The organism is Tabrizicola sp. M-4 (assembly GCF_051132405.1).
Taxonomy (GTDB): Bacteria; Pseudomonadota; Alphaproteobacteria; order Rhodobacterales; family Rhodobacteraceae; genus Paragemmobacter.
On record NZ_CP128606.1, the window covers coordinates 1,293,615 to 1,308,843 of the forward strand.

At 64.7% G+C, this 15,229-nt stretch carries 13 protein-coding genes and 4 pseudogenes; 7 read left to right on the plus strand and 10 right to left on the minus strand.

What is annotated here, in order from left to right; genetic code table 11:
* Positions 1–1,185, plus strand: a complete 1,185-nt coding sequence (locus tag TabM4_RS06305; protein ID WP_434620017.1) for an alpha-D-ribose 1-methylphosphonate 5-triphosphate diphosphatase — start codon at positions 1–3, stop codon at positions 1,183–1,185.
* 1 nt (position 1,186) lies between these two features.
* On the opposite strand, the gene TabM4_RS06310 is transcribed toward TabM4_RS06305, so the two are convergent.
* Genes TabM4_RS06310 through phnC form a run of 5 tightly spaced genes read right to left on the minus strand, consistent with a single transcriptional unit; the run spans position 1,187 to position 5,844 of the window.
* The gene (locus TabM4_RS06310) at positions 1,187–1,810 is read right to left on the minus strand and encodes a chloramphenicol acetyltransferase (protein WP_434621943.1); all 624 of its coding nucleotides are present in this window, start codon (positions 1,808–1,810) and stop codon (positions 1,187–1,189) included.
* Positions 1,810–3,132: a phosphonate ABC transporter, permease protein PhnE gene (gene phnE, locus TabM4_RS06315; protein ID WP_434620020.1), complete on the minus strand. Its 1,323-nt coding sequence runs from the start codon at positions 3,130–3,132 to the stop codon at positions 1,810–1,812. Before phnE (TabM4_RS06315) ends, TabM4_RS06310 begins: the two co-directional genes overlap by 1 nt.
* Before the next feature lies 1 nt (position 3,133).
* Positions 3,134–4,012: a phosphonate ABC transporter, permease protein PhnE gene (gene phnE, locus TabM4_RS06320; protein ID WP_434620023.1), complete on the minus strand. Its 879-nt coding sequence runs from the start codon at positions 4,010–4,012 to the stop codon at positions 3,134–3,136.
* 60 nt (positions 4,013–4,072) lie between these two features.
* Positions 4,073–4,972, minus strand: coding sequence for a phosphonate ABC transporter substrate-binding protein (phnD, locus tag TabM4_RS06325; protein WP_434620026.1), 900 nt, complete (start codon positions 4,970–4,972; stop codon positions 4,073–4,075).
* A gap of 50 nt (positions 4,973–5,022) precedes the next feature.
* A complete protein-coding gene (gene phnC / locus TabM4_RS06330; RefSeq protein ID WP_434621944.1) occupies positions 5,023–5,844 on the minus strand; it encodes a phosphonate ABC transporter ATP-binding protein in 822 nt (273 codons plus the stop codon).
* A gap of 388 nt (positions 5,845–6,232) precedes the next feature.
* Between phnC and TabM4_RS06335 the strand changes: the two are divergent.
* Positions 6,233–6,382: pseudogene (locus TabM4_RS06335) on the plus strand (integrase); the annotation flags it as partial.
* A 244-nt stretch (positions 6,383–6,626) separates the two neighbouring features.
* On the opposite strand, the pseudogene TabM4_RS06340 reads toward TabM4_RS06335, so the two are convergent.
* Positions 6,627–7,115, minus strand: a pseudogene (locus TabM4_RS06340) (CoA-transferase); the annotation flags it as partial.
* A 21-nt stretch (positions 7,116–7,136) separates the two neighbouring features.
* On the opposite strand from TabM4_RS06340, the pseudogene istA reads away from it, so the two are divergent.
* Positions 7,137–8,708: pseudogene (istA, locus tag TabM4_RS06345) on the plus strand (IS21 family transposase).
* Positions 8,698–9,509 (plus strand): annotated as a pseudogene (istB, locus tag TabM4_RS06350) (IS21-like element helper ATPase IstB). Before istA ends, istB begins: the two co-directional pseudogenes overlap by 11 nt.
* Before the next feature lie 80 nt (positions 9,510–9,589).
* On the opposite strand, the gene TabM4_RS06355 reads toward istB, so the two are convergent.
* On the minus strand, positions 9,590–9,778 hold the full coding sequence (locus TabM4_RS06355) for a hypothetical protein (protein WP_434620033.1): 189 nt from the start codon (positions 9,776–9,778) through the stop codon (positions 9,590–9,592).
* Positions 9,779–10,098: 320 nt separating this feature from the next.
* On the opposite strand from TabM4_RS06355, the gene TabM4_RS06360 reads away from it, so the two are divergent.
* Positions 10,099–10,563 carry a MarR family winged helix-turn-helix transcriptional regulator gene (locus tag TabM4_RS06360; RefSeq protein ID WP_434620036.1) on the plus strand — a complete coding sequence of 155 codons (465 nt, stop codon included), beginning with the start codon at positions 10,099–10,101 and terminating at the stop codon, positions 10,561–10,563.
* A gap of 449 nt (positions 10,564–11,012) precedes the next feature.
* Here the strand turns inward: TabM4_RS06360 and TabM4_RS06365 are convergent, their stop codons facing one another.
* The 3 genes from TabM4_RS06365 to TabM4_RS06375 are packed head-to-tail and all read right to left on the minus strand — an operon-like array spanning position 11,013 to position 13,455.
* Entirely contained in the window at positions 11,013–11,549 is a 537-nt protein-coding gene (locus TabM4_RS06365) for an NADPH-dependent FMN reductase (RefSeq protein WP_434620038.1), read from the minus strand.
* Positions 11,546–12,682: a CaiB/BaiF CoA transferase family protein gene (locus TabM4_RS06370; protein WP_434620041.1), complete on the minus strand. Its 1,137-nt coding sequence runs from the start codon at positions 12,680–12,682 to the stop codon at positions 11,546–11,548. The genes TabM4_RS06365 and TabM4_RS06370 overlap by 4 nt, the downstream gene beginning before the upstream one ends.
* The gene (locus tag TabM4_RS06375; RefSeq protein WP_434620043.1) at positions 12,679–13,455 is read right to left on the minus strand and encodes a citryl-CoA lyase; all 777 of its coding nucleotides are present in this window, start codon (positions 13,453–13,455) and stop codon (positions 12,679–12,681) included. Before TabM4_RS06375 ends, TabM4_RS06370 begins: the two co-directional genes overlap by 4 nt.
* Positions 13,456–13,552: 97 nt before the next feature.
* Here TabM4_RS06375 and TabM4_RS06380 point away from each other — a divergent pair, with 97 nt between their 5' ends.
* Positions 13,553–14,413 carry a dioxygenase gene (locus TabM4_RS06380; RefSeq protein WP_434620045.1) on the plus strand — a complete coding sequence of 287 codons (861 nt, stop codon included), beginning with the start codon at positions 13,553–13,555 and terminating at the stop codon, positions 14,411–14,413.
* A gap of 1 nt (position 14,414) precedes the next feature.
* Positions 14,415–15,215: an IclR family transcriptional regulator domain-containing protein gene (locus tag TabM4_RS06385; protein ID WP_434620046.1), complete on the plus strand. Its 801-nt coding sequence runs from the start codon at positions 14,415–14,417 to the stop codon at positions 15,213–15,215.
* Positions 15,216–15,229 lie beyond the last annotated feature (14 nt).

Here is a 15,229-nt window from a genome sequence, read left to right on the forward strand (position 1 = left end):
ATGACATCCTTCCTTCCCCCGCTGCGCCTTGTCGGCGCGGAGGTGTTGACCGACTCAGCTTTCGAGCGTCGCCCTGTCGGCCTGATGGGCGGGCAGATCGTTGAGGGGCATGGCCTGCCTGAGGTGGACCTGTCGGGCTTCCTGCTCATGCCGGGGATCATCGACCTGCATGGCGACGGGTTCGAGCGGCAGGTCTATCCGCGTCCCTCCGCCCCATTTCCCCTGCCTGCCGCCTTGGCCGCGACGGACCGTGAAGCCGCATCGCAGGGGATCACCACTGCCTATCTGGCCCAAAGCTGGAGCTGGGAGGGCGGCATGCGCGGGCCGGAGCGGGCGGAGGCTTTGATGAAGGCGGTGCTGACCTACAGGGCGCGGGCGCTGACCGACCTGCGGGTGCAGGTGCGGGCCGAGACGCATCTGGTGGAGGAGGTTCCGCGACTGATCGCGGCGGTCGAGCGGTTCGGGGTGGATTACGTCGTGTTCAACGACCATCTGGAAGAGGGGTTCCAGATGCGCCGCGCCAATCCAGACGGCTTTGCCCACTGGGCGCGAAAGGCGGGGCTGACGGAGGCGGAGCTATGGGCGCGGATGGAGGGGGCGCGGGAACAGGCGCGTTCGGTGCCGCGCGCTCTGTGTGCGATGGCGGAGGCCTTCGACAGGTTGGGCGTGACCTACGGCAGCCATGACGACCCGGATGCGGAGACGCGCGAGGTCTATCGCATGATCGGCGCGCGGGTGGCGGAGTTTCCGACGACGCTGCGCGCCGCGGCCGCCGCGCGGGCGGGGGAGGACCCGGTGTTGATGGGCGCGCCGAATGTGGTTCGGGGCGGGTCGCAGGCGGGGAACGTGGCGGCTGTGGAGTTGATCCGTGCCGGGCTCTGCGATGGGCTGGTGTCGGATTACCACATGCCCGCTCTGCCGCTGGCGGTCTGGGCGCTGGTCGATGGCGGGGTGCTGCCGTTGGAACGGGCCTGGGGGCTGGTGTCCGCTGGTCCCGCGCGGGTGTTGCGGATGGCGGACCGGGGCCGGATCGCCGAGGGGCTGCGGGCGGATCTGGTGGTGGTGGACACTGAGACGCGCGAGATTGCCGCGACCATCGCGGGCGGGCGGCTGTCGCATCTGTCGGGGCGCGCCGCCGCGCGCTTTCTGGATGTGCGGGCGGCGGCGCGGATGGCGGCGGAGTAGGTCAGGCGGTCACTTCGTAGCGTTCGAGGAAGTCTTCGGCCTTCAGGCGGCGGAAGTCGTCCAGCGCTGAACGCAGGCGATCATGGTCCCAGTCCCACCATGCCAGCGCCAGAAGGCGGTCGCAGATATGCGGCGCGAAGCGGGCGCGCAGAGGCAGGGCGGGGACGCCCGCGACGATCATGAAGGGAGCGACGTCGCGGGTGACGACCGCACCGGAGGCGACGATTGCGCCAATGCCGATTGTGACATCCGGCTTGATGACCGCGCCGTGGCCGATCCAGCAATCCGCACCAAGAGTAGTGCGGCGGGCGGTGCGGGCGGCGAAGAAGGCGGGGTCATCCTGCGCGTCGTCCCAGTAGTAGCTGGAGCGATAGAGGAAATGGTGCTGCGCGGCATGGGCGAAGGGGTGGTCGGTCGGCCCGATCCGCGTCATGGCGGCGATGTTGGAGAAGCGGCCGACGGTGGTGTTGGCGATGTCGGCAAAACGGTCGCAATAGGCGTAATCCTCGAAGGTGGAGTTGAGGATGCGCGCGCCTTCGCCCACCTCCACCCATGCGCCGAGGGTGGAGTTCACGACCGACGCGCCGGGATGGAGCACGGGTTCGGTGGCAGAGAGTTTGGGCATCATTCCCCCTTGATCAGCTTGCGGCGGAGCCAGCCGGACAGGCTGTCCATCGCTATGACCATTAGGACGATCAGGACCATGTAGTAGCAGACCTCCTCCCAGTCCTTCTGGGTCTGGATGGCCTGCGTCAGCATCAACCCGATGCCGCCGCCGACGATGGCGCCGACGACTGTCGCGCTGCGTGTGTTGGACTCGAGGTAGTAGAGAACCTGCGACAGCAGGACGGGCACGATCTGCGGGATCACGCCGAAGCGCGCGCGTTGCAGGGCGTTCGCGCCAGTGGAGCGGATGCCTTCGACCTGCTTCTCGTCGATGTTCTCCACCGCTTCGGAGAAGGTCTTGCCGAAGCTGCCGACGTCGGTGATCAGGATCGCCAGCGCGCCCGTCATCGGTCCGGGGCCGAAGGCGCGCGACAGGATGATGGTCCAGATCAGCCCGTCCACGCCGCGGATGAAGTCGAAGACGCGGCGCAGGGCAAAGCGGACGGGGCCGAGCGGGTTGGCGTTGCGCGCGGCGAGGAAGGCGAGGGGGAGCGAGATCACCGCCGCGCCGAAGGTGCCGAGGATGGCCATGAGCATGGTTTCGAATATCGCCCAAGCCACATCGCCATGCCGCCACATCGGGTTGAACCAGAAATCCTGCGCCATGCCCGCGATGTTGGACCGCGCGGGGTCGAGGCGGTCGCCCCAGAGGGCGAGGGAGGCCAGTTCCAGCAGGCCCTTGCCGTGGAAGGGGCTGTCGAGGGTGAAGAAGAACAACTCCCACCCCGCGAAGTAGCGGAAGGTTTCGACCTTGGACCTTGTATAGGCGAAGCGGCCGTTTTCGGTCGTGACCGAGACGCGGTTGTTCGCAGCGTTGATCCAGTCGGGCAGCGGTTCCGGGGCGGTCAGTTTCAGGCCGTTGCCCTCGGGCGCGATGTCGATGGTGCCGTAGCCGGGGACGGCATAGCGCGCGCCCTTGTCGTCATAGGTGACGATGTGGCCGTCGCCGAGGTCGATGGTGGTGGTGGTGCCGTCTACTGTGACCCAGTCGGGGTGGGTGCCGATGGGGTAGCGGCCCTTGGCTTCGCCTTCGACGGCGGAGGAGACTTCGCCGCTGCGGTTGTCGCGGGTGACGTGGACCTTGTGGGACCAGAAGTCCGACAGGAGGATCGCCGCATTGTCCATCTTGGCCCGCTGGGCGAGGCCGGGGATGTCGAAGGCGAAGAAGATGTAGGTGAAATAGGCGAGGATCAGAGCGGGGATCGACAGCGCGAACATGCGGCGCTTGCGGAAGGTGGCGAGGAGGGGCGTCGCGGTGGGTGCGGAAAGCGTGGCGGTCATGTCAGTTCCCCTGCACGAGGCGGGTGCGCCAGCGGTCCGACAGGCGGTCGATGGCGACGATGGTGAGGAAGAGGAGAAGGAAGATGGCGACCACTTGGTCATAGCGCCCGCCGCCCCATTGCATGGCGATCTTGAGTTCATAGCCGATGCCGCCCGCACCGACGAAGCCGAGGATGGCCGAGGCGCGCACGTTGATCTCGAACCGCAGGAGGGCATAGGAGAGCCAATTGGGCGCGACCTGAGGGATGATGCCGAACCACATCTTCTGCCCCCATGACGCGCCGACGGAGGTCAGCCCCTCGACAGGTTTGAGGTCGGCGTTCTCGGCCACTTCGGAGAAGAGTTTGCCAAGGACCCCCATGGTATGGATCGTGATGGCGATCATGGCGGGGATCGGGCCGCCACCTAGGATGTAGATCAGCACCAGCGCAATCACGATTTCCGGTATGGCGCGCATCGCGTCGGTGACGCGGCGCAGCACGGGGATGAGGCGGGGCCAGCGGGCGAGGCCGCGGGTCATGAGAAGCGACAGGAACGCCGCGCCGAGGACGCCCAGCAGGGTGGAGACGGCGGCGATGTTGATCGTCTCGATCAGGGAATCCACGTTGGCCCACATCAGGCCGGGCAGGTTGGCGCGTTTCTCCCACGCTTCGGACAGCACCTCGGCGGGGAAGTCGTCAAGGCGGTGGAGGCCTTCGAGGAAGTCGCCCGCGTTGCGGTCCTGCGCGACGAGGAAGCCGGAGGCCATGGTGGCCACGAAGAAGATCAGCAGGAGCCCGCCGTAAAGGCGCTTGCGGCGCGTCGCGGCCAGATAGGCGGCACCGGGCGCTGTGGCGTCGGGGCGCTTGCCCGGTTCGGGTCCGAAGGCGATGTCGACCATGTTTCCCCCAATAGGAAGGGCCGGACCCCTGCGCAGGGTCCGGCCCGCTGTGTCAGCGGGTCAGTTGGAGGCTTCCTGAAGCTTCCGCGCCTCGATGATCCCGAGATAGGCGTCATGCGTTACCGGGACGAAGTCCTTGGCTTCACCCGCAGCGACGTTGTAGGCGCAATCCTTGTCCGTCTCATGCAAGTCGGCGACGATCTGGATCACCTTGTCTTTCACATCTTGCGGCAGGGCCTTGCGAACCACGACCGGGCCTTCCGGGATCAGCGAGGATTGCCAGATCATGACCAGATCGTTCATGTCGACCAGTCCGGCATCGGTTGCCTTGCGGAAGGCGCCAGAGTTAAAGCCGTCTTCCCAATTGCCAAGGCCGTCGGCCCAGCTCACGCCCGCGTCGAAATCGCCATTCGCCACCCCGACGATCGACTGTTCGTGCCCGCCCGAGAACTTCACTTCCGAGAAATACTGGTTCAGGTCCCCAAGTTGTCCCTGCAGTTCGGCCGCCGGCACGAGGTAGCCCGAGGTGGAGTTCGGATCCGCAAAGGCGAAGGTCTTGCCCTTGGCCTGTTCCATCGTGGTAATGCCGCTGTCGGCGCGGGCGAAACCGAAGGCGTAATAGCCAGTGGTGCCGTCCACGTTCTGCTTGGTCAGGCGGACTTCGACGGCTTCGGGATCGGTCAGGTAGGTCTTGGCGTAGGCCGACGCGCCAAGCCAACCGAAATCGAGCGTGCCGCCGACGAGGCCCTGGATCACGCCGTCGTAATCTGCCGGGGTAAAGAGTTTGACCGGCACGCCAAGCGCTTCTTCAACCATGACGCGGAAGCACTCATGGCCGGTCATGCGATCCTGCGCGTTTTCGCCGCCGAGGATGCCAATGTTGAATTCCGTGATTTCTTGCGCGTGGGCGGCACCGGACAGGGCGGTGGTCGCCGCGAGGATTGCGAGCAGTTGCTTCATGGTCGTCTCCATGTGGGAAAAGGCCCCGGTTTCGGGGGCCGGGGTGAAACTCAGGCGAGCATCTCGCGGGCGTAGGCGGCGTCCGCCTGCTTGGGGAGTGCGTCGATCGAGGTCGAGGTGGCGGATTCGCTGAAAGAGGCGTCCGCCCCGTAGATGTCGCGGGCGACGCCGGTGGTCAGTTGGTCGGGCGTGCCGTCGAAGACGATGCGCCCGTCGCGCATGCCGATCACGCGGTCGCAATAGCGGCGCGCGGTGTCGAGCGTGTGCAGGTTGGCGATCACCATGCGGTTGTCCTCGTCATGGATGCGGCGCAGCGTGTCCATGACGACCTGCGCGTTCATCGGGTCGAGGCTGGCGATGGGTTCGTCGGCAAGGATGACCTTGGGGTCCTGCATAAGCGCCCGCGCGATGGCGACGCGCTGCTGCTGGCCACCCGACAGCGCCTCGGCGCGTTTCGACGCCTGTTCGGCGATGCCCAGACGATCGAGGATCGCCAGCGCCTTCAGCACGTCGTCATCCGGCCAGAAGCCGAACATCGTGGAAAGGGTGGCGCGATGCGCGAGCGTGCCGTGCAGGACGTTCGAGATGACATCCATGCGCGGGACGAGGTTGAATTGCTGGAAGATCATGGCGCACTGGCTTTGCCAATCGCGACGAGCCGCCCCGGTCAGCGACAGGATGTTGCGCCCTTCGAACAGGATTTCGCCGGAGGTGGCATCAGTAAGGCGGTTCATCATGCGCAGGAAGGTGGATTTGCCCGCGCCTGACCGCCCGATGACCCCGATGAAGCCTGATCGCGCGACGGAGAAGCTGACATCGTCAACGGCGGCCTTGGTTCCGAACAGACGTGTGACGTTCCTGACATCGAGCAGCATGACCGCACCCCCTGCGCTTCTGGCTTAGGGATGCCTAGACGGGATTCATGACGCGCGGGCTGCGGTTTCGTGAAGGTTTTCCAACAGTGGCGGCGCGTGGTTCCCCCAAATGCCGAGGTTGGTATCGGCAAGGGGCGTCCTTTTCAGGCCTGTGTCCGCTTTCCGCCCGGTTCGTCCATCACCGCGTCCGCGAAGTCTGGGGACGCATCGGTTTGATCGAACGTCCGCTGTGGGTATGCCAGAGATTAGATCCTTGCTTAGCGGTTTGTTCACCGAGACCGGATAGTCCGGGGAAAGGGTGGGTCGGTGGACAGGAGGATACTCCATGTCAAACGAGGAGCTTCCCGCACTTCGCCCACCATGACCAGTCTGGAACAAAGGTCGTATCGTGGGCCAAAAGAGGCCACTCGCACCAAAGCACGTCATGTCGATGTGCGTCCGTCTCGAAATGGCAGGCAACCGACGGGACTTCGCGCTCTTCAATACAGTCATCGACAGCAAGCTACGCGGCTGCGATCTGGTGCGGATGAAGGTGCGCGCCGTGCAATTCCTTCTGGGTCAGATGAAGATGGACGGCACGGTCCGATAGCTTGGTTTCGACCTGCACGATTCTCTGTCCTTGTCGGAAGCGATCGAATTATCGACTGCGACGCTCGGCATCGTTCACGCCGTTCTCGCGCTGGATTTCATGCGTCATGGGCGGGTCCTTCCGGGCGGGGGCAAAATTTTGGGACGAAGATTTTTCTGGCTCCTCCGGCTTGCCGGAGGAGCCAGCGCGGTCAGTCGACCAGCGTCGCCTCTGTCGCGGCGCGGAGTTCGGCCTCGGTCACGCCATCGGCGAGTTCGACGATCTTCAGCCCGCCGGGCACGACGTCGAGCACGCCGAGATTGGTGATGATGCGGTTGACGACGCCTTGACCTGTCAGCGGCAGGGTGCAGCGTTTCAGCACCTTGGACTCGCCGTGCTTGCTGGTGTGGTCCATGACCACGACCACGCGGCCCACGCCCGCGACAAGGTCCATCGCGCCGCCCATGCCCTTGACCAGCTTGCCGGGGATCATCCAGTTCGCGAGGTCGCCATTCTCCGCCACTTCCATCGCGCCGAGGATCGCCATGGCGATCTTGCCGCCCCGGATCATGGCGAAAGAGGTCGCGCTGTCGAAGAAGGCGGTCTGCGGCTGTTGATTTCCACTGAGAGCTGACCCGGTTCGGCCGAAGATTTTCATTGAGATTTGACCCGTGTGACCCTCCCCCGAGCGAAGCGCGAGGGGGTCAACGGAGTGATCGACATGGAACTACTGAACGTGATCCGGAAGCTGCGCCTTCGACAGGGTTTGCCGATCCGCGAGATCGCGCGGCGCACTGGACTGTCACGCAACACCATCAAGAAGTATCTGAGGGCGGATGTGATCAAGCCGCATTTTGCGACGCCGGAGCGGCCGAGCAAGCTTGATCCCTTTGCCGAGAAGCTGGCGGGCTGGCTGAAGACCAATGCCGGCAAGCCACGCAAAGAGCGGCAGACGCTGACGAAGATGCACGCCGATCTGGTGACGCTCGGCTTCACCGGCTCTTACAATCGTGTGGCGGCCTTCGCGCGAGAATGGCGGGCAGATCGGCAGCGTGAGCAACAAACGACAGGTCGAGGGACGTTCGTTCCGCTGGCCTTTCGTTCTGGCGAAGCATTCCAGTTCGACTGGAGCGAGGACTTCGCGGTCGTCGGCGGTGAGCGCACGAAGCTTCAGGTCGCCCATATCAAGCTGTCGCACAGTCGGGCCTTTCTCTTGCGCGCCTATCCTTTGCAGACCCATGAGATGCTGTTCGACGCGCACTGGCACGCGTTCCGGGTCTTCGGAGGCGTGCCGGAACGGGGCATCTACGATAGTGAGGCGTGAGCCGCCATCGGTTCAAGGCCACGCCGAACGAAGACGGCGGTGGATCGTGTGGGCCGCGGAAAGTCCCGTGAGGTCAATATCCGCTTCCTCGCCATGGCGAACCACTATGTCTTCGAGCCCGAGTTCTGCAATCCGGCGGCAGGGTGGGAGAAGGGGCAGGTCGAGAGGAATGTCCGCGACGCCCGTCACCAGATGTTGCAGGGCATGCCAAACTTCTCTGATCTTGCGGGACTGAACGCCTGGCTGGAAGAGCATTGCTTCGAACTGTGGCACGAGACTGCCCATGGCGCACTGCCCGGTACGATCGCGAATGTCTGGATTGACGAGAAAGCCGCGCTGATGCCTCTGCCAGTGGCGTTCGACGGCTTTGTCGAGGTGAGCAAGCGTGTCTCACCCACCTGCCTGATCAGCTTCGAGCGCAATCGCTACAGCGTTCCGGCATCCTTCGCGAACCGACCTGTCAGCCTTCGGATCTATCCCGACCGGTTGGTCGTAGCGGCGGAGGGCAACATCCTGTGCGAGCACGCCCGCCTGATCCAGCGCAGTCACAAGTTGCCCCCGAAGACGATCTATGACTGGCGGCACTATCTGGCGGTCGTGCAACGGAAGCCCGGGGCTCTTCGCAATGGCGCACCCTTCCTGGACTTGCCACCTGCCTTCAGGCAGTTGCAGGATCAGATGCTCCGTAAGCCCGGTGGTGATCGCGAGATGGTCGACATCCTCGCGCTCGTCTTGCAGCACGATGAGCAGACCGTGCTGACCGCCGTGGAATTGGCACTGACAGAGGGCGTGCCCACCAAGACCCATGTGTTGAACCTCCTGCACCGCCTTGTCGACGGCAAGGTGATCGGTGGTCCGCCACTGGATACACCACAAGCGTTGATCCTGAGGCGTGAACCCAAGGCAAATGTCGAACGCTATGACGCCCTGCGCAGCCAGATCGCCGCAGGAGGCCGCCATGCGTCATGACCCTGCTGCAGGTGCCATCGTGATCATGCTCCGCAGCCTGAAGATGTATGGCATGGCCCAAGCCGTCGAGGATCTCATCGAGCAGGGGGCCCCTGCCTTTGAAGCCGCCATCCCAATTCTATCGCAACTGCTGAAGGCCGAATTGGCCGAACGAGAGGTGCGTTCCATCGCCTATCACATGAAGGCGGCGTTCGTCGGGCCAACAGTCCCCCGGACTGTTGGCTGATCCTCCTCACCCCAGCCTACAAGGACCTCTCGGGCTTCGACTTCGCCGCCAGCGAGATCAACGAGGCCACGGTTAGAACGCTGCACCGCTGCGAGTTCATGGATGGGGCCCAGAACGTCGTCCTGATCGGAGGGCCGGGCACCGGCAAGACACATGTCGCGACGGCACTTGGTATCCAGGCAATAGAGCATCACCGCCGCAAGGTCCGCTTCTTCTCCACCATCGAACTGGTCAATGCCCTCGAACAGGAAAAGGCCAAGGGTAAAGCAGGCCAGATTGCCGAAAGCCTGACCCGCCTCGACCTCGTGATCCTCGACGAGCTTGGATACCTGCCGTTCAGTGCCTCGGGCGGGGCGTTGCTGTTCCACCTGCTCAGCAAGCTTTACGAGCGCACCAGCGTCGCGATCACAACCAATCTCAGCTTCAGCGAATGGGCCACGGTCTTCGGTGACGCCAAGATGACCACGGCCCTGCTCGACCGCCTAACCCACCGCTGCCACATCCTCGAAACCGGAAACGACAGCTTCCGCTTCAAGGCAAGTTCAGTCGCAGCAGCCCGAAAGAAGAAGGAGTGAAACCGTGCATTGACCCAAGCATGACCAAAAAGCCATAACCAAAGGTGGGTCACTTCTCGATGGAAAACCCGGGTCACCTCTCAGTGGAAATCAACACCGTAGGACAGGCCGCCGATGGAGGCCCCCTCGCCAAGGCCTTCGGACCCGTCGGAGAAGCGGATGCGCACGAGAACGACGGACTGCGTCAGCATCGTGGTCATGGACAGGACATGCCCGCGCACCGTTGGTACGTCGATGATGATGGCGTCTATGCGGTCGATCTTGGTCACGGCTCTTGCCTTTGGTTCGGGTCCTTCGATGACCCGAAGATGGCACCGTGATGTGCCGCCGGTCCAATACCCAAGTGGTCTGGTGCGATACCCAGAGCCGATACCCATGCGCCGTTCCACCAGCGACGGCGGAAGCGCCGTCACCTCTTGGACCAGGGCTTGGGTATGAATCGCGGACATCCGAACTTCCATGTTGCTCGCTGAGATAATCTTAATATGCAACTATTGTACGTAGATACCAATCCACGCAAGATGGCCGTGCGCCGAAGGTCGGGGCGAGGAGGCGGGCGATGCCTGACAGCAGCTTTCCAAGCAAGCGATTGACATATCTTCTGGAAATCATCGCGGACGAGGCCATTGCAGGGAATGACGCCATCTTCCTGCGCGAGCTGGGCTATTCCATCCGCGAGGTCCGAGTGTTGCGAATCGTGGATGACAATCCGGGCATCACCTTTGTGGAGATCTGGGAAAAGAGCGGGCTGGAGCGCAGTCTTACCTCTCGCATCCTGCAGAAGCTGATCGGCGACGGGCTTCTGTTGCGCACCTCGTCCGGGACAGATGCGCGCAAGTACCATCTGTCGACTACTGACAAGGGTCAGGAGTTGCGCCAGCGCGGGCGGGTCATGTCGGATGTGCTTGAGGCGCTGCTGCTCGACCCGTTCCCGGCGGAGGACCGCGAGCGTTTGTTCGAGCAGATCGAGCGGCTGGGGCGCTGGGTCCGGTCCGAGGAATACCGCGCCGCGCTGGACGGGTTCGTCGCGCCCGACGCCATAACGGGCGTCTGACAAGGACCGATCCGGCGGCACACCGTCGGGGTATCGCCGGTTGCCTTGTTCCGAATCCAGCGGCACAGGAATGGCTGCATCAGGGGATTATTTTTTGGTGCAACGAAATGAACCCGTCCGTCTCCGACTGGACTGGCGCACAGCAGGCCCAAAGCCGTGGCTGAGTCGCGCGGCTGCATGCGATGCCGGAGACGGGGCTCGGCGAAAGTCGGACAGCGGCCTTCATCGCCGAGGAATTGCGCGGTCTTGGCCCTGCTGCGGGGGGCGAGCGCGGTCAAGGACGCCCCCTTCATCGGATTGCGGACGGAACCGGATGCCTTGCCCATGCTGGGACCAGCCGATGGAACCGTGCAGACGCCTGACGGATCGCGGCCGGGGCAGGCTGGGCTTCGTTCCGGTCGCGCTCCTGCCGCACCGTCCATGGCGGGTGATCTGCCACCTTGGGCCCGTCAGGGCGCGACCGGTCGGGCGGTGAGCCAGCGGGACAACGCGCCCTCGGCGAAGGCGAGGATGCCTTCGTCGGTGAAGCGTCCATCCGTGACCTTCTTCGGGGCCTCAGGGACGATCACCTCCTGATGGGGGAAGACCTCGGCCAGCATCCCGTTCAGGATGTATTTCAGATGCCCCTGCGCCCGCACCCCGCCCAACGCACCGCCCGAGACAGAGATGACGAAACAGGATTTCCCTTTGAAGACAGACTGATAGGCCGGGCGCGAGGCCCAGTCGATCGCGTTCTTCAGCGCACCGGGAATGGAATAGTTGTATTCCGGCGTGACGAACAGGACGCCATCCGCAGCGCGCAACTGGTCCAGCAGGGCGGCGACGGGCGCGCCGCCGTCATGGTCGGCGTCGTAATGCGGCAGGCTGCCGATATCGGCGAATTCGGCCTGCACCCCGGGGGGCAACCGCTCGACCAGCGCGCGTGCCAGCGCGGCGGAGGAGGCGGCGGCGCGCAGGCTTCCCACCATGATGAGGATACGTTTCATCGCGAGGCCCTCAGTTCGGCACGGATCTCGGCCCCGTGTTCGTCCAGCATCGGCGGCGGACGGATGCCCGTTTCGGCCTGCCCGTCGAAATTGTAGGGTGCGCGGACGGTGGTGAAGGCACCCATCTGCGGATGATCCGCGCTGACCTTGATGCCCAGATGCTGCGCCTGCGGGTCCTCCAGCGCCTCGTCGCTGTCATAGGCGGGGGAATAGGGAACCTCTTCCGCCTCCAGCGCGGCGCACCAGTCGGCGCGGGGTCTGGCCTTGAAGACGGGCGTCATGATGGCGATCAGGTCGTCCTGATGGTTGATCCGCGCCAGACGCTCCGCAAAGCGCGGATCGGAGGCCAGATGGTCCTGCCCGGTGGCGGCAAGGAACCCCGTCCAGAATTTCGGCGGGCTGGACATGTGGATGGCGATCCATTTCCCGTCGGCGCATTCGAAGGTGTAGGACTGGCTGACGACCGGGCGGGAGAGGGGGCCCATCACCTCGTTCACGCTGTAGTAATGGGTGAAGCTGTCGAGGTTGAAATGGCACATCGCCTCGAGCATCGAGATGTCCAGCCGCCGCCCTTCGCCCGTCGTGCCGCGTTCGACCAGCGCGGCAAGGATGCCGGTTGCGGCGTAATGGCCGGTGACCGCATCCGCGATGGCGGGGCCGATGACGCGGGGATTGGTCGGCGGTGTCATCAGGCGCAGGAAGCCCGATGCCGCCTGTGCCACCGTGTCATAGGTCGGCCTGTCGCGGGCGGGGCCGGAGGTGCCGAAGCCCGAAATGGCGCAATAGATGATCTTCGGATTGATCGCCCGCAGATCCGCCTCGCCCGCGCCCAGCTTTTCCGCCACGCCGGGGCGGAAGTTCTGGATGAAGACATCGGCCCGTTCGATCAGCGCGTTGAACACCGCCAGATCCTCGGGCAGCCGCGTATCCAGCGCGATGGACCGCTTGTTGCGGTTGTAGGTCTGGAAATGCGGGGAATAGAGCCCGCCCTTGAAGGCGCGGAACGGGTCGCCCTCGCCGGGGCGTTCCACCTTGATCACGTCGGCGCCAAGATCGGCCAGTTGCATCGCGGCGGCGGGACCGGTGATATAGGTCCCCATCTCCACCACGCGGATGTTCCTCAGCGGTTTCATTCTGCGCGCGCTCCGTCATAGCTGATCGCAAGGTCGGCGTGATGGGACAGGATGAACCCGATGGGACGCTGCGATTCCTCATAAAGATGCGCGGCAAGGCCGCCCGCGCGGGCAAGCAGGGGCACGGCTTTCAGCGCCTGAAGCGGCCAGCCCGCATCGAGGATCACGGCAGGGATCGCGCCGGACACGTTTATGGGCAGGGGGCGGTTCATGATCGCGGGGGCATGCCTGCCCAGATGGCGCAGCGCCGCGACATGCGCGCCGGAAACGCCCAGATCGTCGGCAATCGCGAGCAGCCTGTCGGCGCGCGGATCGCCCGCGCTGTGCTGCGGGTGGCCAAGGCCGGGCACCTTTTTCCTCGCGGCCTTCAACGCCTCCAGCGCGCGGATCGCCGCCGCCTCGTCGCCGCCATCCGCCACGACCTCGGCAAGGAAGCGCCCCGCCACTTCGGAAGACCCGGCCACGACCGTGCCCATCCCCAGAAGGCCCGCCGCCATCGCGCCCTGCCACGCCTCGGGTGCTGCGGCCAGCGTCATGCGGGCGGCCTGCACCGAAGGCACCAGCCCGTGTTCGGCAATCGCCACGAGGCAGGCGTTCATCATGTCCTTCTGCGGCGCGGTCGGGCGATGCCCGCAGACCAGCAGCCAGAAGTAATCGGTGAAATCGATCTTCCCGATCAGATCCCCCACCAGATCATGCCCGCGCACCGTGATCGAATGTTCGTCCGACGTGGCAATCGCCGTGAAGGCATTGTCCTGCTTGCCGATCCTCATGCCGCTTCCTTTTCGCATACCGAAAATAATTTCTCTTGCCGAACAATATGGCCCGCCCTAGCTTTGCGTCAACCGGGGGAATGCAGGAGACGGGACAATGCGCGACATCAACCAGTTCACGATCACCGAGGCGGTGAAGGCGTCCTTCAAGACGGAAGAGGGCAGCCGCCTGAAATTCCTGCTGGAGACCTTCATCGACCATCTGCACGACTACACGCGCGAGACGAACCTGACGCATGACGAATGGATGGGCGTGCTGAACTTCCTTTACGATTGCGGGCAGATCTCCACGCCCGAGCGGCATGAATTCATCCTTCTGTCCGACGTGCTGGGCTTTTCCGCGCTGGTGGACATGATCAACACGCGCGGCGGCGCGACCGAGGGGTCGAACCTTGGCCCGTTCTATCTGGACGATGCGCCGCGCCTCGATCTGGGCGGCGATCTTGGCAAGGGGCGCGAGGGGGCGGTCCTTCTGGTGCAGGGTCAGGTGCGCGACAGTCTGGGCAACCCGATCCCCGGCGCGGTGATCGACACATGGCAGGCCGATGCCGCGGGCACCTATCCGATCCAGGAACAGGCCAGCGGGCAGGATAAATACGATCTGCGGGCGATCCTCACGGCCAACGAGAAGGGCGAGTACTGGTACACGACCGTGCTGCCCAAACCCTATACCGTTCCCTATGACGGCCCGGTGGGCCGCCTGCTGCGGGCGGGCAAGCGGCATGCGTGGCGGGCCTCGCACCTGCATTACATCATCCGCGCCGAAGGCTATCGCGCCATCACGACCGAGATGTTCTTCGAAGGGACGGATTACATCGACAACGATGCCGTCTTCGGCGTGCGCCGGTCGCTGATCACGCGGCTGGAGGCGGTCAAGAAGACCGACACCCTGCCGCCGACCGAGAAGAAGCCGGATGCGAAGTGCCATTTCGACTTCGTCCTTGCCCCCGCCGGTTGAGATGGAGGGAGAGCGTCCGCCCGAATTCGTCGAGGCGCTGGCCAAGGGGCTGGCGGTGCTGGAATGTTTCGACGCGGCCCATCCCGACATGACCCTGTCGGACATCGCGCGGCGGACGGGCGTGACCCCCGCCGCCGCGCGGCGCAGCCTGATCACGCTGCAGGCGCTGGGCTATGTCGGACAGAACGGCAAGCGGTTCCACCTGCGGCCCAAGGTGATGTCGCTGGGGTCCGGCTTCTATTTCGCGGCGCGGATCGACGAATTCATGGCGCCCGAATTGCGTCAATTGGTCGAGGTGCATGGCGATGCCTCGTCTGTCGCGATGCTGGAAGGGGCGGATGTCGTCTACATCGCCCATCATTCCACCCAGCGCGCACGGCGGGCGACGGCGGTGGTGGGGGCGCGCTATCCCGCCCATGCCACGAGCCTTGGCCGCGTCCTGTTGGCGGGACTGCCCGACGACGCGCTGGAGGATGTGCTGGCGCGGATGCAGCCCGTCGCTCTGACCTCGCGCACCGTCACCGACAAGGCCGAGTTGCGCCGCCTGATCCTGCAGGCGCGCGAACAGGGATTCGCGACCACGGTGGACCAGCTTGATTACGGCATCACCGCGCTGGCGGTGCCGGTGCGCGCGGCGGATGGGCGCGTCGTCGCGGCGCTGAACTCATCGGGTTATACCGGCCTCGTCACGCCCGAGGCCATGGTGGAAAGCCGCCTCGCCGATCTGCGCGCCGCCGCCGCGCGCCTTTCCGCCGCCACCGCAAGGATACCCGCCCTGTCCGCCGTTCTGGACGGGCGTTGACCCGCCATCAAACA